Here is a 17,581-nt window from a genome sequence, read left to right as displayed (position 1 = left end):
AAGCGTGATCTCAAACTCAATGGATATTGCGCCACATCACAGAACGTCACTCAAATGCGACCCACCTCACATTGAATTTTAAATAAACTTTGAACTCCATCAATATTTATTAAAAATGTGACGTACGTACTCCTCCCCCCTACTCCCCCAAAAAAAATAGGAAGGAGGAGGATGACGTTTTCGCTCTTTTGCTTAAGAATGACACCATAAAGCAAATAGCTAATATCAACTTAGTGCATCGTTGATATAAAATAATTTAAAATTAGACGAGGATAGACACAATGACGAGTGTCACTTTACGCAACGTTTGCAAATCCTATGGCGACGTTAAAATCTCAAAAAATGTAGATTTAGAAATCAACTCTGGTGAATTTGTTGTTTTTGTTGGCCCATCAGGCTGTGGTAAATCCACCTTATTACGCTGTATTGCGGGTTTAGAAGACATTACTTCTGGTGACTTATACATGGGTGATAAGCGAATGAATGATGTCGAACCTTCTAAACGTGGGGTTGGGATGGTATTCCAATCTTACGCGCTTTATCCACATTTGAACTTATTTGATAACATGTCGTTTGGTCTCAAATTAGCAAAGGCCGACAAAGCCGAGATCAAAAAGCGCGTCGATCACGCGGCTGATATCCTGCAACTTGGTCACTTACTAGAGCGTCAACCAAAAGCACTTTCTGGCGGTCAACGTCAACGTGTGGCTATTGGCCGTACTTTGGTATCTCAACCAAACGTTTTTCTTCTTGATGAACCCTTATCAAACCTAGACGCCGCATTACGTGTTCAAATGCGTATCGAAATTGCCAAACTGCATAAGAAACTTGGCTGTACCATGATCTACGTGACTCATGACCAAGTAGAAGCGATGACTATGGCAGAGAAAATCGTGGTACTTGATGGCGGATACGTTTCTCAAGTAGGTGCACCATTAGAGCTATATCATTACCCAAAAAATCGTTTTGTTGCTGGCTTTATTGGCTCTCCAAAAATGAATTTTATTAGCGTCTTTATTGAAGATGTAGAAAAGAATCAAGTTAAAGTTCAATTTAAAAATGGCTCTACACTGTGGATCCCGGTTGATGGTACGCACGTCACTCGTGGAGAAAGAATGTCACTAGGCATACGCCCTGAACACTTAGTCTCTGCCGAAAATGGAGATACCGTAATTAAAGGCGAAGTGCTTGTTGTTGAAAAATTGGGATATGAAACACAAATTTATTTAACCATTGAAGATGCCGATGCCGATATGATATACCGTGTCCCTGATACTGCATTAATTGAGGCTGGTGACGCTTTCTCTGTGGGAATACCCGCACACCGTTGCCATTTATTCCATGGTGATGGAAAAGCATGCCAAAGGCTCTATAAAGAAGCCGGCGCTTAACTGACATTACTCATTTATAAAAAAGCCCAACAATGAATTGGGCTTTTGTTGTTTATTCAGTAAGAGGAATATTGTGAACACACATCATGCTTTCCCGTACCCTCTAGGGGCGACATTAACTCCCGGTGGATGTAATTTTTCAGTCCATCATTCGTCTTCATTTCCTCTCTCATTAATTATATTTAATGAAGATGGGACCCATAAAGAACATCCATTCACTGAAGAATATGGCTCAATTAAATATACCTTCATTGACAATATCACTAAAGACACCGCTTATGGTTTTAAAATAATTCAAGGGAAGGAAGAGCTACTTTTACTTGATCCATACAGTAAAGCCTTAAAACATACCCCTCATTATAATGTTCCTTATACAGCGGAACAAAGCTGGACTTTAGCGCAATCTCTTGTCGTTGATGATTCTTTTGATTGGCAAGATACATCAAGACCAAAGGTCCCTCGCTCCGAAACCATTTTATTGGAAACTCACGTAAAAGGGTTTACTCTATTAAATTCGAAAGTAGATGAAAAAGTAAGAGGAACTTACCTTGGGTTGGCTGATCCTGCCAACATCGCACACTTAAAACACCAAGGTATTACAAGTGTTCAGTTACTTCCTGTTGCTGCTTGTATGCATGAGCCTCATTTACTTGAAATGAACATGGTGAACTACTGGGGCTATAACCCCATTTCATTTATGGCACCCGACCCACGCTATGCGCGTAATGATGCTGTCACAGAATTAAAAACAGCCATCAGAGAACTTCATAAAAACAATATCGAAGTCATTCTCGACGTGGTATATAACCATACTGCTGAAGGTGGAGATGGCGGAGTCACCTTTAATCTAAAAGGCTTAGACCAAGATTATTATTTACATCACCATGGTAATTACACTAATTATACCGGTTGTGGAAATACGTTAGATATTACTCATCAACCAACTCTCAACTTAGTCATGGATACTTTAAGATATTGGGTTGAGCAATACCATATTGATGGATTTCGTTTTGACTTAGCTGCAACACTAGGTCGAGTATATGACCAATTTAGCCCTAACAATGCTTTTTTTAAAGCGGTTGCTCAGGATCCTACCCTTCAAAAAATAAAGTTGATTGCCGAACCTTGGGATATTGGTCCGAATGGCTATCAAGTCGGAGAGTTTCCTGATGGTTGGAGTGAATGTAGCGATAAATTTCGTGACACGACTAAGAGCTTTTGGCGCGGCGAGCAAAATTATCTAAAATCCATTGCTACTCGTATTATGGGTTCTCGTGATCTTGTCAGTGCTTCTCGATGGCCGCACAAATTACCGGTAAATTATGTTAGTTATCATGACGGGTTTACGCTTCAAGACCTCGTAAGCTATAAAGAACGTCATAATCATGCTAATGGTGAAGATAACCGAGATGGTCATGGAGATAACCGTTCAGATAATTATGGCGTCGAGGGAGAGACAACGAACCCAAGGATTATTGCGTTACGTGAGAAACAAAAGCGCAATATGATAACAACATTATTATTTAGTTTTGGTATTCCTCACCTTCTTGCTGCCGATGCTTGCTCGCACACTCAAAAAGGCAATAATAATGCTTACTGCCAAGACAGTGATATTAGCTGGGTAAATTGGAAGCTTGATAAGCATGCTGATGAATTTAAAGTTTGGCTTGCCGATATAATCCAAGCACGACAAACTCATATGGTACCCATGATTAACGCCTTTAGTGGCAGTAAACGAACAAAGCAAAAAGTAAATTGGTATACACCTGAAGGAAATAACATGGCGCATGGTGATTGGCACCGCGCCGAAGCACTGTGTCTTCACCTCAACATTTATGATGGTGAAAAAGAGTTATTAATAATGATAAATCAGTCCAATGTACCGACTCGTTTTGAGTTGCCTAAATCTCAGCATTATAATCGCTGGGCTTTGGTCTGTAATACCCAATACTCCACAATCGAATCAAAACATGTGACCTTTGATTACAGCCTTTCAGCACTATCTATCGCTATATTTAATGCAGAATAAAAAAGGAGGCTAATCAGCCTCCTTTTTAATTCATCCACTAAGCTAATCATCAAGCTTAGCTTCAGATTTTACACGTTCCTTGTGATATGTTCTATACGCTATAACCATCAGCGTCATTACTAACTTGGATGTCATCCAGATCATATACGAACAATATACCTTAAATTGATGTGTAAAAAGACAAAGTGTCTTGTTCTAGTCGCCCCAATGTCATGGAACTGTTAGAATCTTACCAAAATAATACATTATTGTCACAATATAAAAGCAACATGGCACACTTTATATAATTTGAGCTAAACGCTCTTGAACGACTCCAACAATCAAGTCGGGCTGAAATTTAGATATAAATCGGTCACAACCTACTTTTGCTACCATCGCATCATTAAAGCTTCCGCTTAGTGATGTATTTAAAGTAATAAATAAATCTTTCATTCTAGGATCAGTACGTATTTCATGAGTTAAACGATAACCGTCCATTTCTGGCATCTCAGCATCGGTGATCATCAATAATATTTCATCATTAATGTTCTTACCTTCATCACACCATTGTTTTAATAAATTAAGAGCTTGTCTTCCATCACTTTTTTCTATCACTTCTACACCAAGTTGCTCTAGTGTATTTCGCACCTGTGTACGAGCTGTGCTTGAATCATCAACAATCAGCACTCTACGCCCATGCATATGATTTACTAGCTCTTGATCTAATACACCTTCTGAAATAGAAATATCATATTCAATAATTTCAGCCAGCACTTTTTCAACATCAATGATCTCTACAATGCGAGTATTTTCAGGCTCAACTTCAACTTGAGTGATTGCTGTAAGATAGTTATGGCGTCCAACCGTTTTCGGTGGCGGCTGTATGTCTGCCCATGTTGTATTAATAATATTTAGAACTTGACCAACCAAAAAGCCTTGAGTTGTACGATTATATTCAGTGATGATCAGTGTTGTTTCTTCATCATTAGCCATTGGTTTCATACTAATAGCACCACGCAAGTCAATCACTGGTACTGATTCACCACGTAAACTCGCAACACCTGAAATATGGTAATGAGACCCTGGAAGCTTCGTTAACTTTGGTACTTTCAGAATTTCTTTAACTTTAAATACATTGATAGCAAAAATTTGAGTTGTATTAAGCTTAAAAAGCAACAATTCCAACCGATTTTCACCTACAAGTTGAGTACGTTGGTCAACACTATTTAACATTCCACTCATATATATCGCTCATTTTATTATTTTCGTTGATAATATAGTCAACTATTGGTTTGATAACTCATTAATTCTCTATATTATCGGCATTTTTCGAGAAGTCTTTAACAAGTTAGTGCAAAAAAATAGACAATAATGTTACCATTCTTCGCATAAGCATCAGATAAGATGCATGTAGTACTCATTTAAAGGAATTTTATATGTCGCAAGCCCAACCCCTACTCGTTCGTATGATGAATACAAACATCATTATTCAAATACTTATTGGTATTATTGCAGGTGTTGCACTCGCTACCTTATCCCCAGATATCGCTACTTCTGCGGGATTGTTTGGTCAGTTATTTGTCAGCGCACTTAAAGCAATTGCTCCTATCCTTGTTTTCATTTTGGTTGCCTCTTCTATCGCTAACCAAAAACGAGGCCAAGATTCAAACATGAAACCTGTCATCGTTTTATATTTAGTAGGTACTTTTTGTGCATCATTAACCGCTGTGGTTATGAGCTTCATTTTTCCGACAACCCTTACTCTAGTTACAGATGCAGCGACAAACAGTGCTCCTGAAGGGATTGCTGAAGTCCTTCATACGTTACTATTTAAAATCATTGATAACCCAATCAATGCGTTAATAACAGGTAATTTCATTGGTATTTTAGGCTGGGCTGTCGCGTTAGGTTTAGGCCTACACTCTGCCTCTGATGCGACCAAAAATGTCTTTATTGATCTATCTAACTGTATTTCAGACATTGTAACAGTTGTGATTCGTTTCGCTCCGATTGGTATCTTCGGTTTAGTATCAAGCACATTTGCTGACACAGGCTTTGATGCGCTAGCGAGTTATTCTCACCTGTTAGCAGTACTGCTTGGTTCAATGGCATTCATTGCCCTTGTTGTGAATCCACTTATCGTATTTATCCGTACGAAACGTAACCCATACCCACTTGTTTTCTTATGCTTACGTGAAAGTGGTGTAACGGCATTCTTCACACGAAGTTCTGCAGCAAATATTCCGGTAAATATGGCGCTGTGCGAACGTCTAAACTTACACAAAGATACTTACTCTGTATCAATCCCACTAGGTGCAACAATTAACATGGCAGGCGCTGCAATCACAATTACAGTACTAACGCTTGCAGCGGTAAATACAGCAGGTGTTGAAGTTGATTTGGCTACTGCATTACTACTTAGCCTAGTTGCTGCGGTTTCTGCATGTGGTGCTTCAGGGGTTGCTGGCGGTTCATTACTGCTTATTCCATTAGCATGTAGCCTATTTGGTATTTCAAATGATATTGCAATGCAAGTCGTTGCTATCGGCTTCATCATTGGTGTAGTTCAAGATTCAGCTGAAACGGCGCTAAACAGCTCAACAGACGTTATCTTTACTACAGCTGCATGTCGTAAAGCAGATAACCCATACAAAGCACTAGTACAAACATCAAACTCTTAATACTAAAATTAAGACTAAAAATGGCCGCTAAGTTAGCGGCCATTTTTATTTGATATACCAATTCCATTAATAATCTTTATGTTGGTATAAATAAACTGAATAAGAAAACGCTAACAACGCACATAATGTCGCAGGAATAGCTAGCGTATTTATCCCAAGAAAAGGATAGAAATAACCACCAATCACGCCACCAAACACAAAGCCCAATGCGATAAATAAATACAATGCTAAACGACGACGATGAATCGGCTCTCCCTTTAACTTCATACCTAGCATAATGCCAAGATCAGTAAGCACTCCCGTTACATGAGTGGTACGAACTACTGCGCCACTATAAGTGGTAACCAAGCCATTTTGTAATCCACAAGCCGCAGAAGCAAAGTAATGCCCCCACTGACTTCCTTCACCTAAAACAATCATTGCAGTAAACAACAAAATACTTTCAATACAGAGTGCGAAATTATATCTTCGCCCTAATTTTAATGCGGTACAACCGACGATTAAGCTACTTAATGAAGATCCTAAGATAAAGCTAAAGATGATAAAGAATAAGTGCCATGTTGTTTCGTTGAACCCAAGCAGTTGAGTTCCAAGCAACGTTGCTGTACCAGAGAGATGAGAGATAGATTGGTGCTGAAAACCCAGTAAGCCTACTGAGTTAGTGATCCCAGCTAAAAGAGCCAGAAAGAAGGTGCCGTATTCGACCCATTTAGGAAGTTTTGAAATCACGATGCGATACCTAGCCAGTAAAGAGCGTTATTCTATACTCAAGTAACAACAAGGTACAATTTCAGAAAAATTTATCTGGTCCTATACACTCATCGACCCTAAATAAAAAGGAAAGACGCAATGTCTTTCCTCTAAATATTGTTAATTAGCTGTTTTATTCAAATTACGACAAATACATCTTAAGGTACTTATCTGCCGCTTCATCCCAACTAAAATTTTGCGTCATTGCATGTAACTGCACACGCTTAACCTCATTAAGATCTTGGCTATACAGTAACAAAGAACGCATTAATACCAACAGTAACTCGATTGGGTCTGGTTTTTTAAAACTAAAGCCTGTCGCATTTTCAGAGTCAGTATCATAATCAATAACACTGTCTTTAAGACCACCAACTTCTCGTACAATCGGTAATGTGCCATAAGCCATGCTATAAATTTGGTTTAAGCCACAAGGTTCAAATTCTGATGGCATTAAAAAGAAGTCTGAAGCCGCTTCTACCCAGTGTGCCAACTTATTACTATAAGCTTCAACAAAAGCAAATTTATCGCTATGAATCGCAGAGATCTCCGCCAGTTGGTTCGACAAAAAGGGATCACCAGTACCCACAATAACGACTTGAACATTATTTTTTAAGAACTGTTCTAAGATTGGTAATAGATAATGAATGCCTTTTTGGTTAGTCAAACGACAAACCATGCCATAGACAGCAACGTCTTTTTTAGGAAGATTCACTTCTGCTTGCAAAGCCGCTTTACACGCTTTTTTACCTCGAACCATGCTGATACGATTTGCTTTAAACTGTTTAGGTATAAAACTATCTACTTCTGGGCTCCACTCACTGTAATCACAGCCATTCAGAATACCAAACAGATCAGCTTCTCTTGACTGAAATTCATTAGCCATACCATGAGAACCAAGCTCTGTCAGCAGCTCTTTGGCATACGTAGGGCTTACTGCATTAATTTTATCTGCACATAACACTCCTGCTTTAAGTAAGCTGACATGGCTATGACTGACAGCGGCTTCTGGCACATAATGTGATTTAAACTCAGAAAGGCATTCAACCTCATCATAATGGAAGATACCTTTAAACACCGCATTATGAACAGAAAGCACACTTCGGGTTTGTGCAAAAAACGCATCATTGCTGTAACGTTTTTTCAGTAGGTATGGGACTAAGCCTGTGTGCCAATCATTAGCATGAATGATTTCTGGCTTAATGTTCAATTTTGGCAGCATATCCAGACAAGCCGCACTAAAAAAAGCGAAACGCTCACCATTATCAGCATACGCTTGATTATTTTCTGCGTACATTTCTGCACGATCAAAATATTCTGCACACTCGATAGCAAATACAGGTACACCGTCCACGTCTAACGCTCGAACTTGATATGCGGTGTGTGGCCAATGCTCTAATTTTGTACTTAATAAGATATCGGCATCATCTCGACCAGGAATAGTGATATAAGCAGGCATTGCAATGCTGACATTATGACCTAACTTTTTAAGCGATTTAGGCAGAGCCTTGGCAACATCTGCCAAGCCTCCACTTTTGATCAATCCTTCGACCTCAGATGCTACAAATAAAATTGAAAGCGTCTTAGTAACCAATTCTCTCTCCTTTAGGGATAACTACGATACCCTCATCTGAAACATGATATTTTTTCTTATCTTCTTGAAGATTAACACCAATTTCAGTTCCAGGGGCAATATCTACACCTTTATCAATGATAACTCGGCGTAAAACACAACCTTTACCGATTTTTACATCACCTAAAAGAATACTTTCGCTAATATCACACGCTGAAGCAATATTACTACGGAAACCTAGAACTGACTTCTCGATACGAGAGCCACGAATATAACTACCGCCACACACTAAGCTGTCAATAATTTGCACTCGTCCATTATCTGAATCACTAAATGTGGCTGGTGGAAGTGGCGGGTAATAGGTATGTAGCGGCCATTTACGGTTATAAAGTGAAAATGGAGCGTCCTTTTTAAGAAGATCCATGTGTGCTTCCCAGTACGACTCAATCGTACCTACATCACGCCAGTAAACTTCTTCTTTTTCACCAGTAATATGGTTAGTACTGAAGTCATAAACATACACATTTCCTTCAGGGAACATCTTAGGAATGATATCTTTACCAAAGTCGTGCGACGAATCTGCAAGATCTGCATCATATTTCAGCTCTTTACATAAACTTTCAGATTCAAAAATGTAATTTCCCATAGAGACAAGAGCAATGCCCGGTTGACCTGGAATACATTTGGGATTGGCTGGTTTCTCTTCAAAACCAATCATTTTCCCATGTTCATCTACCTCAATAACACCAAAGCCAGTGGCGTCTTTCGCAGGCATACGAAGTGCAGAAACAGTCAGTGCTGCTTGTTTTTTCTTATGGAAATCGAGCATTTGTCGAATATCCATTTTATAGATATGATCAGAACCAAAAATACATACATGCTCCGGCTCTGATGCTTCAATAAAGCTAATGTTTTGATAAATCGCATCCGCAGTACCTTCATACCAACGTTTACCTGTACGCATTTGTGCAGGAACAGGGTCAATAAAGCGATCTGTAATTCCGTTTACGTTCCAACCTTTTTTCATATGTTGGAATAGAGACTGTGACTTAAATTGAGTTAATACATAAATTCGCATTAAATCTGCATTTACAAAGTTATTTAATGCAAAGTCAATTAATCGGTAACTACCACCAAACGGTACCGCAGGTTTCGTGCGAGACTCAGTTAACGGACGTAGGCGTGAGCCTTCACCGCCAGCCAAAATCATTCCTAATACACCAGCCATTTTCTCTCCTTGAGATTATCATTAATATAGCCACTATTAATTAATAGCGCCTTTAATCATTATTTGAGATTAACTTAACATATTTTTTATGCAAATTTGATAAACATGGTGTTTATATTTATTTTCAATATTAATTCATACAATAGTGTGCTTTAGTTCAATGTTTACAGAGCAAGCAACACAAATGGTTAACATTATTTTCACCAATCATATATAATTATTCATGCTATAAATAGTAATTGAAAGTGATGACTAACAGTGCAATTATTTAAACTATAGTTACTTAGTAGGGATCATGGTATGGCACTCAGTTTGTTTCAACAACTTCAACTTATTTGGGATTATCATCTTTTAAATCAAGAGATAAAAAAAAGCGATGCTATCTTTGTATTATGTAGCTACGATTTACGTGTTGCCGAGCATGCAGCCCAACTGTATCTAGATGGCTATGCACCTTTAGTTATTTTCTCAGGGGCGCAAGGACGTGCTACAGAAGGCTTGTTCAACTTAAGCGAGGCTGAAACTTTTGCAAATGTAGCTAAAGATATGGGGGTTCCCTCTACTGCTATTCTTGTGGAAACAAAAGCGACTAATACGGGTGAAAATATTTTCTTTACTCAGAGTCTATTAAAAGAAAAAAATATCAAGGTTGAATCTCTGCTGTTAGTTCAGAAGCCTTATATGGAAAGAAGACTACTTGCCACTTTCTTAAAAAACTGGAACGATATAGAATTCTGTATAAGCTCCCCTAATATTAGTTTTATCAATTACCCAACTAACGACGTAACGTTTGATCATGTCGCTAGTATTATTTTAGGTGAGTTACATCGATTAAAAATCTATCCAACCTTGGGTTACCAAGAAGCACAGGATATTCCCGATGATGTTTGGGAAGCGTTTGAGAATCTTACTCAACTTGGCTTTGACGAATATTTATTATCTGAATAAAATAAATACATAAAAACAGCCCTGAATAATAAATGATATTCAGGGCTATTTATTATCTTGATATTTATTAACACCTTACTTTAAACGATAAAATATCGTTGAAAGAGGAGGTAAGGTGATTAAGATAGATTGAGGTAATCCCTGAGACTCGATGGCTTCCGTTTTCACGTCACTAATCACATCGTAGTTACTGCCGCCATAGAAGTGTGCATCACTATTAAGTAGTAACTCATATTCACCAGAAACCGGCATACCTAGACGGAAGTTTTCTCTTGGCGCTGGTGTAAAGTTACTAATAACTAAAATACGCTCGCCATTATCACCTAAACGTTCATGCGCTAGCACACTCATCTCAGCTTCATCTTGCAAACGCCACTCAAAACCACACGGGCTACAGTCATTTTGATACAGTGCTGGTTGTGACCTGTACATTTTGTTCAGGTCACGCACTAGCGCTTGCATACCAGAGTGACGTTTAAATTGCGTTAAGAACCATTGTAATTGACTATCATGATCCCACTCTGCGCTTTGGGCAATCTCAGCGCCCATAAAATTTAACTTCTTACCAGGTTGGCCATACATATAGCCCATGTACGCTCGCATATTTGCAGTTTTTTGCCATTCATCGCCCGGCATTTTATCTAGAATAGCACCCTTTCCATAGACCACTTCATCATGAGAAAGTGATAAAACGTAATTTTCACTAAAAGCATAAACCATAGGGAAAGTAATGGTGTCGTGATGATAACAACGATGGATTGGATCTTCTTGAATATAGCTTAAACTGTCATGCATCCAGCCCATATTCCATTTAAAACCAAAACCTAAGCCACCATCAAACGTTGGTGCAGAAACACCAGGGAATGCGGTTGATTCTTCAGCAATGGTCATTGCATTAGGATAATGAGAGTAAACCTCTTCGTTCATCCATTTCAATAATGCAATAGCACCATGATTGTGATTTCCGCCATCCCAGTTAGGGATCCACTCACCATCTTCACGAGAATAATCAAGATAAAGCATTGAGGCAACCGCATCAACACGCAATCCATCAATGTGGAAATGCTCAAACCAATACAAAGCATTTGAAACTAAAAACTCACGTACGTGTTGTTGGTCATAGTTATAAATAAAACTTTGCCAATCATTGTGCCAACCACGGCGTGGATCTGGATCATTAAACAATGATGTACCATCAAAATTTGCTAAGCCATGCGAGTCAGATGGGAAGTGTGCAGGAACCCAATCCAATACCACTCCAAGGCCAGCTTGGTGACACTGATCAACAAAATATTTGAAATCGTCAGGCGTACCAAATCGGCTAGTTGGTGAAAATAAGCCTATCGGTTGATAACCCCAAGAGCCATAGAATGGGTGCTCAGATACAGGCATTAATTCAAGATGGGTATATCCCATATCAACGATATATGGGATTAACTGCTCAGCCAATTCACGGTAAGTTAAAAACTCACCCTGTTCATTTCGTTTCCAAGAACCGGCATGAAGTTCATAAAAAGATAAGGCTTCTTTTTGCTTTTGAGTAACAGGCCGCGTTTGCCATGTCGTATCTTGCCACTGATATTCAGCTTGATCGTAAACAACAGAAGAGAAAGACGGGTATTGCTCGTTAAACGCACCAAATGGGTCCATTTTGTGAGGAAGTGCTTCCCCACTAGGCCCTTTAAGTTCAAATTTATATTTTACTCCAGCCACATGCTCTGGAATAAATAATGCCCAAAGTCCATTATCAATGCGCTGCATAGGGTGACGACGGCCATCCCACTGGTTAAAATCACCAATAACACTGACAGCAGATGCATTCGGTGCAAACACAACATATCGCACACCTTGAACACTCTTTTTACCACGCTCAAGCGTAACTAAATGAGCACCCAAATGGTTATACATCTCTTTTGGCGCATGAGCCTGAGCATCTGTCGGGGAAATGTCGTGATATTGATAAGGATCATCAATGATTTGCTCAGTGCCATTCCAATTAACGACTAATCGGTAATGTTCACTGGTAATATCAAGGGGTTCATTAAGAATAAACATCCCCTCTTGAGCAAGATCAGAGCTTAATGCATAACTTTTCTGATCTGAAGAAAGACGCACACTAACCGAGGTTGCTCCAGGAAGCCAAACACGTAAGGCAATGTCAGTAGATTGATATTGTGGACCTAAAAAAGAAAACGGATCTGAAAATGCAGCTCTTTCAAGCTGCATGTAAATGTCCTTTTCTTTACGTTCAACAAGTAAGTTCAACGTAAATACTCCTATTATTTTCGGCTAGCTTGAGCACGAATGTCAGTTAAACGCTTAGTTAATTCATTCACTTCTTGGCGATTAAAGATCTCATCCAAGGTGATTGATAACTTACGACGCCAGTTTGGATATTCATCAACAGTTCCCGGTATGTTAACTGGTTTATCCATTTCTAGCCAATCTTCAAGCTGTAAACTGAGAAGCGTGCTCGATCCTGCTGCTAAATGACACTGCAACGCATCACTTAAGTTTCGATCCATCGGTACAAATGACGCATCACGACCCACACCTTCAGGTAGGAAACCATGGAAATCAACGCTGTTTAAAATCTCTTGTTTAGATTCTGCTCGCGTTTCAAATAAGGCTTTTAACTGCTCAGCATCTGGATATAAGCCGATCTCTTCGCCCATTTTTAAATCATCACAGTGCCAAAAACCACGCAAGGTTGGCATATCATGCGTACATAGTGCCGACATCGACTGTTCTTGATAATGAGTAGGCGAATAAAAACCACCATCTTCTGCTGTTTCAAAGAAGAAGACTTTATATGAATGAATACCGGCATCAGCAAGTAAATTCACAATTTCATCAGGCACGGTACCTAGATCTTCACCAATCACTGAACACTCATAGCGATGGCTCTCTAGCGCAAGAATCGACAGCATATCTTCAACTGGGTAATACATGTATGCGCCTTTTGTCGCATCTTCACCCTTTGGTATCCACCATAAACGCAACAGACCCAATACATGATCAATACGTAATGCACCACAAGCCTTCATGTTTGCACGAAGCAGTTGAATATAAGCATCATAGCCTGTTGCTTTCAATGCATGTGGATTAAGTGGTGGTAAGCCCCAATTTTGACCAAGAGGACCTAAAATATCAGGTGGCGCACCAATACTTGCGTCTAGACATAGGTTTCCGTGATCTGCCCATGTTTCAGAACCAGAATCCGCAACCCCTACCGCTAAATCGCGATACAGACCAATATCCATGCCTTTATCTTCAGCAAAATGCTGAACATCATTAATTTGAGCAAACGCAATCCATTGTAAGTACATGTACAAATCAACTTGATCACGGTTGTCTTTAATAAATTGCTGTACTTGCTTATTATCAAAATGCTGTAATTCACTTGGGAATACAGGCCAACCCCAAATGCTTTGATCTTTGGTATAAAGCGAATTATGCAATGCATCAAATGCTGCTTGATGAAGTAGGCTTTCACCGCCCTCTTCTACAAATGCAAGGAACGCATCAGAGCGAGCGCTATTTTTATCTAAATGGCGCGCTTTAAATTCCGCAAATAATAGCGGCAACACACTCATTTTAAGTGCTGACACTTCGGTATAATTTACCCAATGAGACTGACGAGCTTCATTCAAACGTTGTTGAAATTCAGCACTACCAACCAATTCTTGTGCGTTATTACACAGTGCAAACTCAGGAACTGAACAAACATCAATATAAAGAATATTTAACCAACGACGAGAAGATGGGCTGTATGGACTTGCGCCTTCAGGGTTTGCTGGAAACAATGAATGAATTGGGTTTAAACCAACAAAATCACCACCGCGATTTGCAATATCACCAACCAACTGTTTTAGATCGCCAAAATCACCAATACCCCAGTTATGAGCGGTTCTTAGTGTATAAAGTTGAACACTTGGGCCCCACAGTTTCTTACCTTGATTAATTGCATCCTGTTTAAAACAAGCTTGAGGAGTCACAATCAATGTCATCACATAAGGTGCTTTACGACGCTTACGAATTACTTCTAATGTGTGGTAACCCCAAGGTAGAGTCGGTAATGAAAATAATAATACCCCGCCATTTTCACGCTCATCCGCTACAATTTGAGATTGCAGGTAACCTTCAAGGATCTCGCCATTTTCAGTCGTTACTTTCCAACTGAATTCACTAATGCGTGCACTTTTACCTAGCTGCATAGAAACTTGAAGTGGCTCGTTATCACGAATAACAGACACCGGCGCTAATACGTCTTGCTTCAGCATTTTTTCAGAAGAACGCTGCAATGTCGCTTCATTCTTAGTGTCATAACCTAAAGAAGCCAATAAACGAATCAAGGTATCGTCACTGACTTGTTCTTCATCGCCCCAAGCACTTACGTAACTATTTGCTAGCCCAGCCTGCTCTGCGATTTGATGTAGAGTATTATTATCTTTCATCGCTTTTTCTCCAAGGGCAGCATAATACTGCCCTCATTGTTATATTTTTAATTTCAAATTAACGGTTAACGGCTTTTAGTTTCCAGATGTTATTCACATAGTCACGGATACTACGGTCAGAGCTGAATTTACCCACAAGTGCTGTGTTTAAAATCGCCATTTTCGCCCAATGTTTTTGATCACGGTAAGCCGCATCGATGTCATTTTGAGCACGAACATAATCTGCGAAATCTGCCAATACTAGGTACGGGTCACCACCATAAAGTAGGTTGTCACGCGTTGCAGATAACAGACCCATTTTACCTGGAGTAAACTCATCACCTGCCAATAAGTCTAATGACGCTTGCAGTAATGAATCGGCTTCGTAATATTTGTATGGGTTGTAACCTGATGCTTTTAGCGCTTCAACTTCATCAACATCTAGACCGAAGATAAAGATGTTTTCATCACCTACTTCTTCACGGATCTCAACGTTTGCGCCATCCATTGTACCGACAGTCAATGCACCGTTTAGGGCCATTTTCATGTTGCCAGTACCCGATGCTTCTTTACCTGCGGTAGAGATTTGCTCAGAAACGTCAGCTGCTGGAATGATGATTTCAGCCATGCTCACTCGGTAATCAGGAATGAAGACAACTTTGAGTAAATCAGATACACGAGGATCATTATTTACTTTCTCAGCCACTTTATTGATAGCAAAGATGATCTCTTTTGCTAAGTGGTAACCCGGCGCTGCTTTCGCTGCAAAGAAGAACACACGTGGGTGCATATCAAAGCCAGGTTCATTCAAAATACGGTGGTATAAAGAAAGAATATTTAACAAATCTAAGTGCTGACGTTTGTATTCATGCAGACGTTTGATTTGAACATCAAAAATAGCATCAGTATTTAATTCAATACCCATGTTCTCTTGAACCCAATCCGCAAGACGTTGTTTGTTTTGCTTCTTAACGGCCATAAACTCTTTTTGGAATTTCGCGTCATCAGCAAATTTTGCAATATCACGTAGCTGATCTAGATCTGCTGGCCAGTCATTACCAATCTTAGTTGAAATCAAGTTAGAAAGACCTGGATTACAGAACTTCAACCAACGACGAGGAGTCACACCGTTCGTTACGTTCGTCAGTTTTCCTGGGAAGTATTCATTAAACTCAGGGAATAAATCACGCTTCACTAGCTCTGAGTGCAGTGCCGCAACACCATTTACAGCATAAGAAGAGACAACACATAAGTTCGCCATACGCACCATACGGTGAGTACCTTCTTGGATGATTGATAGCTTACGTAGTTTATCTACATCACCCGGCCATTTCAGTTTTACGCCTTCTAAGAATAGATAGTTAATGTGATAAATGATTTCCATATGTCTAGGAAGTAAACGAGAAATTAACGATTCGCTCCACGTTTCTAATGCTTCTGGAAGTAACGTATGGTTAGTGTAAGCAAACGTCTTAGAGCAAATAGCCCAAGCCGCATCCCATGTTAAGCCACGCTCATCTACTAGAATGCGCATTAATTCAGGGATACCAATCGTTGGGTGTGTATCGTTTAGTTGGATCGCTTCGTATTTTGGAAGATCTTCAATTTTATGCCCAGCAGCATCATGACGACGCAAAATATCCGCAATAGAACATGCACAATGGAAGTATTGCTGCATTAGACGCAGTGTTTTGCCTTTTTCATGATTATCATTAGGGTACAAGACTTTCGTTACGTTACCCGCATCAATCAGAGCGTGCTGCGCTTCAAAGTAATCGCCATTGTTGAAACTTGCTAAGCTGAAAGCCGCTTTTGCACGGCATTCCCATAAACGTAACGGGTAAACAGTGTCACTTTGGTAGCCTACAATAGGTAAATCCCAAGGCATACCTTCAACTGACATGCCAGGAACCCAACGACGTTTCTCTTCACCATTTTCAGTGTACGTTTCAACTTTACCGTAAAAACCAACGTTTTGTGCAAAATCAGGACGAGCTACTTCCCAAGGGTAGCCTTCTACACCACACCATGCATCAGGTGCTTCTTGTTGGCGACCATCTTCAAAAGACTGACGGAACAGGCCGTATTCATAGTGTAGACCGTAGCCAATAGCAGGGAACTCTTGTGCCGCTAACGAATCCATAAAACACGCAGCTAGACGACCAAGGCCACCATTACCTAATGCTGGATCACGCTCTTCTTCTAATAAGTCCGTTAAGTTATGCCCTAACTCACCCATTGCCACCGTAATTTTTTCGTAAAGTCCCATACTAATAAGGTTGTTGCCTGTAAGGCGGCCAATTAAAAACTCTAGAGATAAATAGTTTACGCTGCGTGCGTTTTTAATTTTCTCATCATTTTCAGTGCCTACAAGGTCAAATGTAGTTAGTTCAGCCAGGGCTTTACCCATCGCCAAATACCATACTTTTGATGATGCTGTTTTTTCATCCGCACCAAACGTTGTTACTAAATGCTGCTTTACAGAAGCTTGAAATGCTGCTTTATCAAAATCTTTAATGTTGTTCGTTTTCATCTTGTGTCTCTCACGAAGGTTCATAAATCAACTGTG

Annotated in this window: 11 protein-coding genes; 4 read left to right on the top strand and 7 right to left on the bottom strand. The window is 39.7% G+C overall.

Translation table 11 applies throughout. The annotated features are described in order from the left end of the window. Positions 1–281 precede the first annotated feature (281 nt). On the top strand, positions 282–1,391 hold the full coding sequence (gene malK / locus F8B77_RS07865) for a maltose/maltodextrin ABC transporter ATP-binding protein MalK (RefSeq protein WP_151654902.1): 1,110 nt from the start codon (positions 282–284) through the stop codon (positions 1,389–1,391). Between the two features lie 73 nt (positions 1,392–1,464). After that, positions 1,465–3,420 carry a glycogen debranching protein GlgX gene (gene glgX / locus F8B77_RS07860; protein ID WP_151654901.1) on the top strand — a complete coding sequence of 652 codons (1,956 nt, stop codon included), beginning with the start codon at positions 1,465–1,467 and terminating at the stop codon, positions 3,418–3,420. Positions 3,421–3,699: 279 nt separating this feature from the next. Here glgX and F8B77_RS07855 read toward each other — a convergent pair whose 3' ends face one another. Then, positions 3,700–4,641, bottom strand: coding sequence for a chemotaxis protein CheV (locus F8B77_RS07855; RefSeq protein ID WP_151654900.1), 942 nt, complete (start codon positions 4,639–4,641; stop codon positions 3,700–3,702). A 194-nt stretch (positions 4,642–4,835) separates the two neighbouring features. Between F8B77_RS07855 and sstT the strand changes: the two genes are divergently transcribed. Beyond that, positions 4,836–6,080 (top strand): serine/threonine transporter SstT, encoded by a 1,245-nt coding sequence (gene sstT, locus F8B77_RS07850; protein ID WP_151654899.1) that lies wholly within the window; start codon positions 4,836–4,838, stop codon positions 6,078–6,080. Positions 6,081–6,146: 66 nt separating this feature from the next. Here the strand turns inward: sstT and F8B77_RS07845 are convergent, their stop codons facing one another. From F8B77_RS07845 to glgC, 3 genes are all read right to left on the bottom strand, one after another. Continuing rightward, positions 6,147–6,809 (bottom strand): YoaK family protein, encoded by a 663-nt coding sequence (locus F8B77_RS07845; RefSeq protein ID WP_130043658.1) that lies wholly within the window; start codon positions 6,807–6,809, stop codon positions 6,147–6,149. Between the two features lie 163 nt (positions 6,810–6,972). Next, a complete protein-coding gene (gene glgA / locus F8B77_RS07840) occupies positions 6,973–8,421 on the bottom strand; it encodes a glycogen synthase GlgA (protein ID WP_151654898.1) in 1,449 nt (482 codons plus the stop codon). Continuing rightward, on the bottom strand, positions 8,411–9,628 hold the full coding sequence (gene glgC, locus F8B77_RS07835; protein WP_151654897.1) for a glucose-1-phosphate adenylyltransferase: 1,218 nt from the start codon (positions 9,626–9,628) through the stop codon (positions 8,411–8,413). The genes glgA and glgC overlap by 11 nt, the downstream gene beginning before the upstream one ends. 300 nt (positions 9,629–9,928) lie before the next feature. On the opposite strand from glgC, the gene F8B77_RS07830 reads away from it, so the two are divergent. Continuing rightward, the gene (locus tag F8B77_RS07830; RefSeq protein WP_151654896.1) at positions 9,929–10,576 is read left to right on the top strand and encodes a YdcF family protein; all 648 of its coding nucleotides are present in this window, start codon (positions 9,929–9,931) and stop codon (positions 10,574–10,576) included. 75 nt (positions 10,577–10,651) lie between these two features. Here the strand turns inward: F8B77_RS07830 and glgB are convergent, their stop codons facing one another. The 3 genes from glgB to F8B77_RS07815 are packed head-to-tail and all read right to left on the bottom strand — an operon-like array spanning position 10,652 to position 17,545. Beyond that, positions 10,652–12,802: a 1,4-alpha-glucan branching protein GlgB gene (glgB, locus tag F8B77_RS07825; RefSeq protein ID WP_151654895.1), complete on the bottom strand. Its 2,151-nt coding sequence runs from the start codon at positions 12,800–12,802 to the stop codon at positions 10,652–10,654. 53 nt (positions 12,803–12,855) lie between these two features. Further along, positions 12,856–15,033, bottom strand: a complete 2,178-nt coding sequence (malQ, locus tag F8B77_RS07820) for a 4-alpha-glucanotransferase (protein ID WP_151654894.1) — start codon at positions 15,031–15,033, stop codon at positions 12,856–12,858. 58 nt (positions 15,034–15,091) lie between these two features. Further along, a complete protein-coding gene (locus tag F8B77_RS07815) occupies positions 15,092–17,545 on the bottom strand; it encodes a glycogen/starch/alpha-glucan phosphorylase (RefSeq protein WP_151654893.1) in 2,454 nt (817 codons plus the stop codon). Positions 17,546–17,581 lie beyond the last annotated feature (36 nt).

It is taken from the genome of Aliivibrio finisterrensis (assembly GCF_008933155.1).
GTDB lineage: Bacteria > Pseudomonadota > Gammaproteobacteria > Enterobacterales > Vibrionaceae > Aliivibrio > Aliivibrio finisterrensis.
This window is presented reverse-complemented; position numbering and strand designations above follow the sequence as displayed.

Excerpts from the sequence above, each read along its gene's own strand:
- glgB (WP_151654895.1), bottom strand. The coding sequence starts at position 12,802 with ATGCAGCTTGAAAGAGCTGCATTTTCAGATCCGTTTTCTTTTTTAGGT.
- glgC (WP_151654897.1), bottom strand. The coding sequence starts at position 9,628 with ATGGCTGGTGTATTAGGAATGATTTTGGCTGGCGGTGAAGGCTCACGC.
- F8B77_RS07815 (WP_151654893.1), bottom strand. The coding sequence starts at position 17,545 with ATGAAAACGAACAACATTAAAGATTTTGATAAAGCAGCATTTCAAGCT.
- sstT (WP_151654899.1), top strand. The coding sequence starts at position 4,836 with ATGTCGCAAGCCCAACCCCTACTCGTTCGTATGATGAATACAAACATC.
- F8B77_RS07830 (WP_151654896.1), top strand. The coding sequence starts at position 9,929 with ATGGCACTCAGTTTGTTTCAACAACTTCAACTTATTTGGGATTATCAT.
- F8B77_RS07855 (WP_151654900.1), bottom strand. The coding sequence starts at position 4,641 with ATGAGTGGAATGTTAAATAGTGTTGACCAACGTACTCAACTTGTAGGT.
- malK (WP_151654902.1), top strand. The coding sequence starts at position 282 with ATGACGAGTGTCACTTTACGCAACGTTTGCAAATCCTATGGCGACGTT.
- malQ (WP_151654894.1), bottom strand. The coding sequence starts at position 15,033 with ATGAAAGATAATAATACTCTACATCAAATCGCAGAGCAGGCTGGGCTA.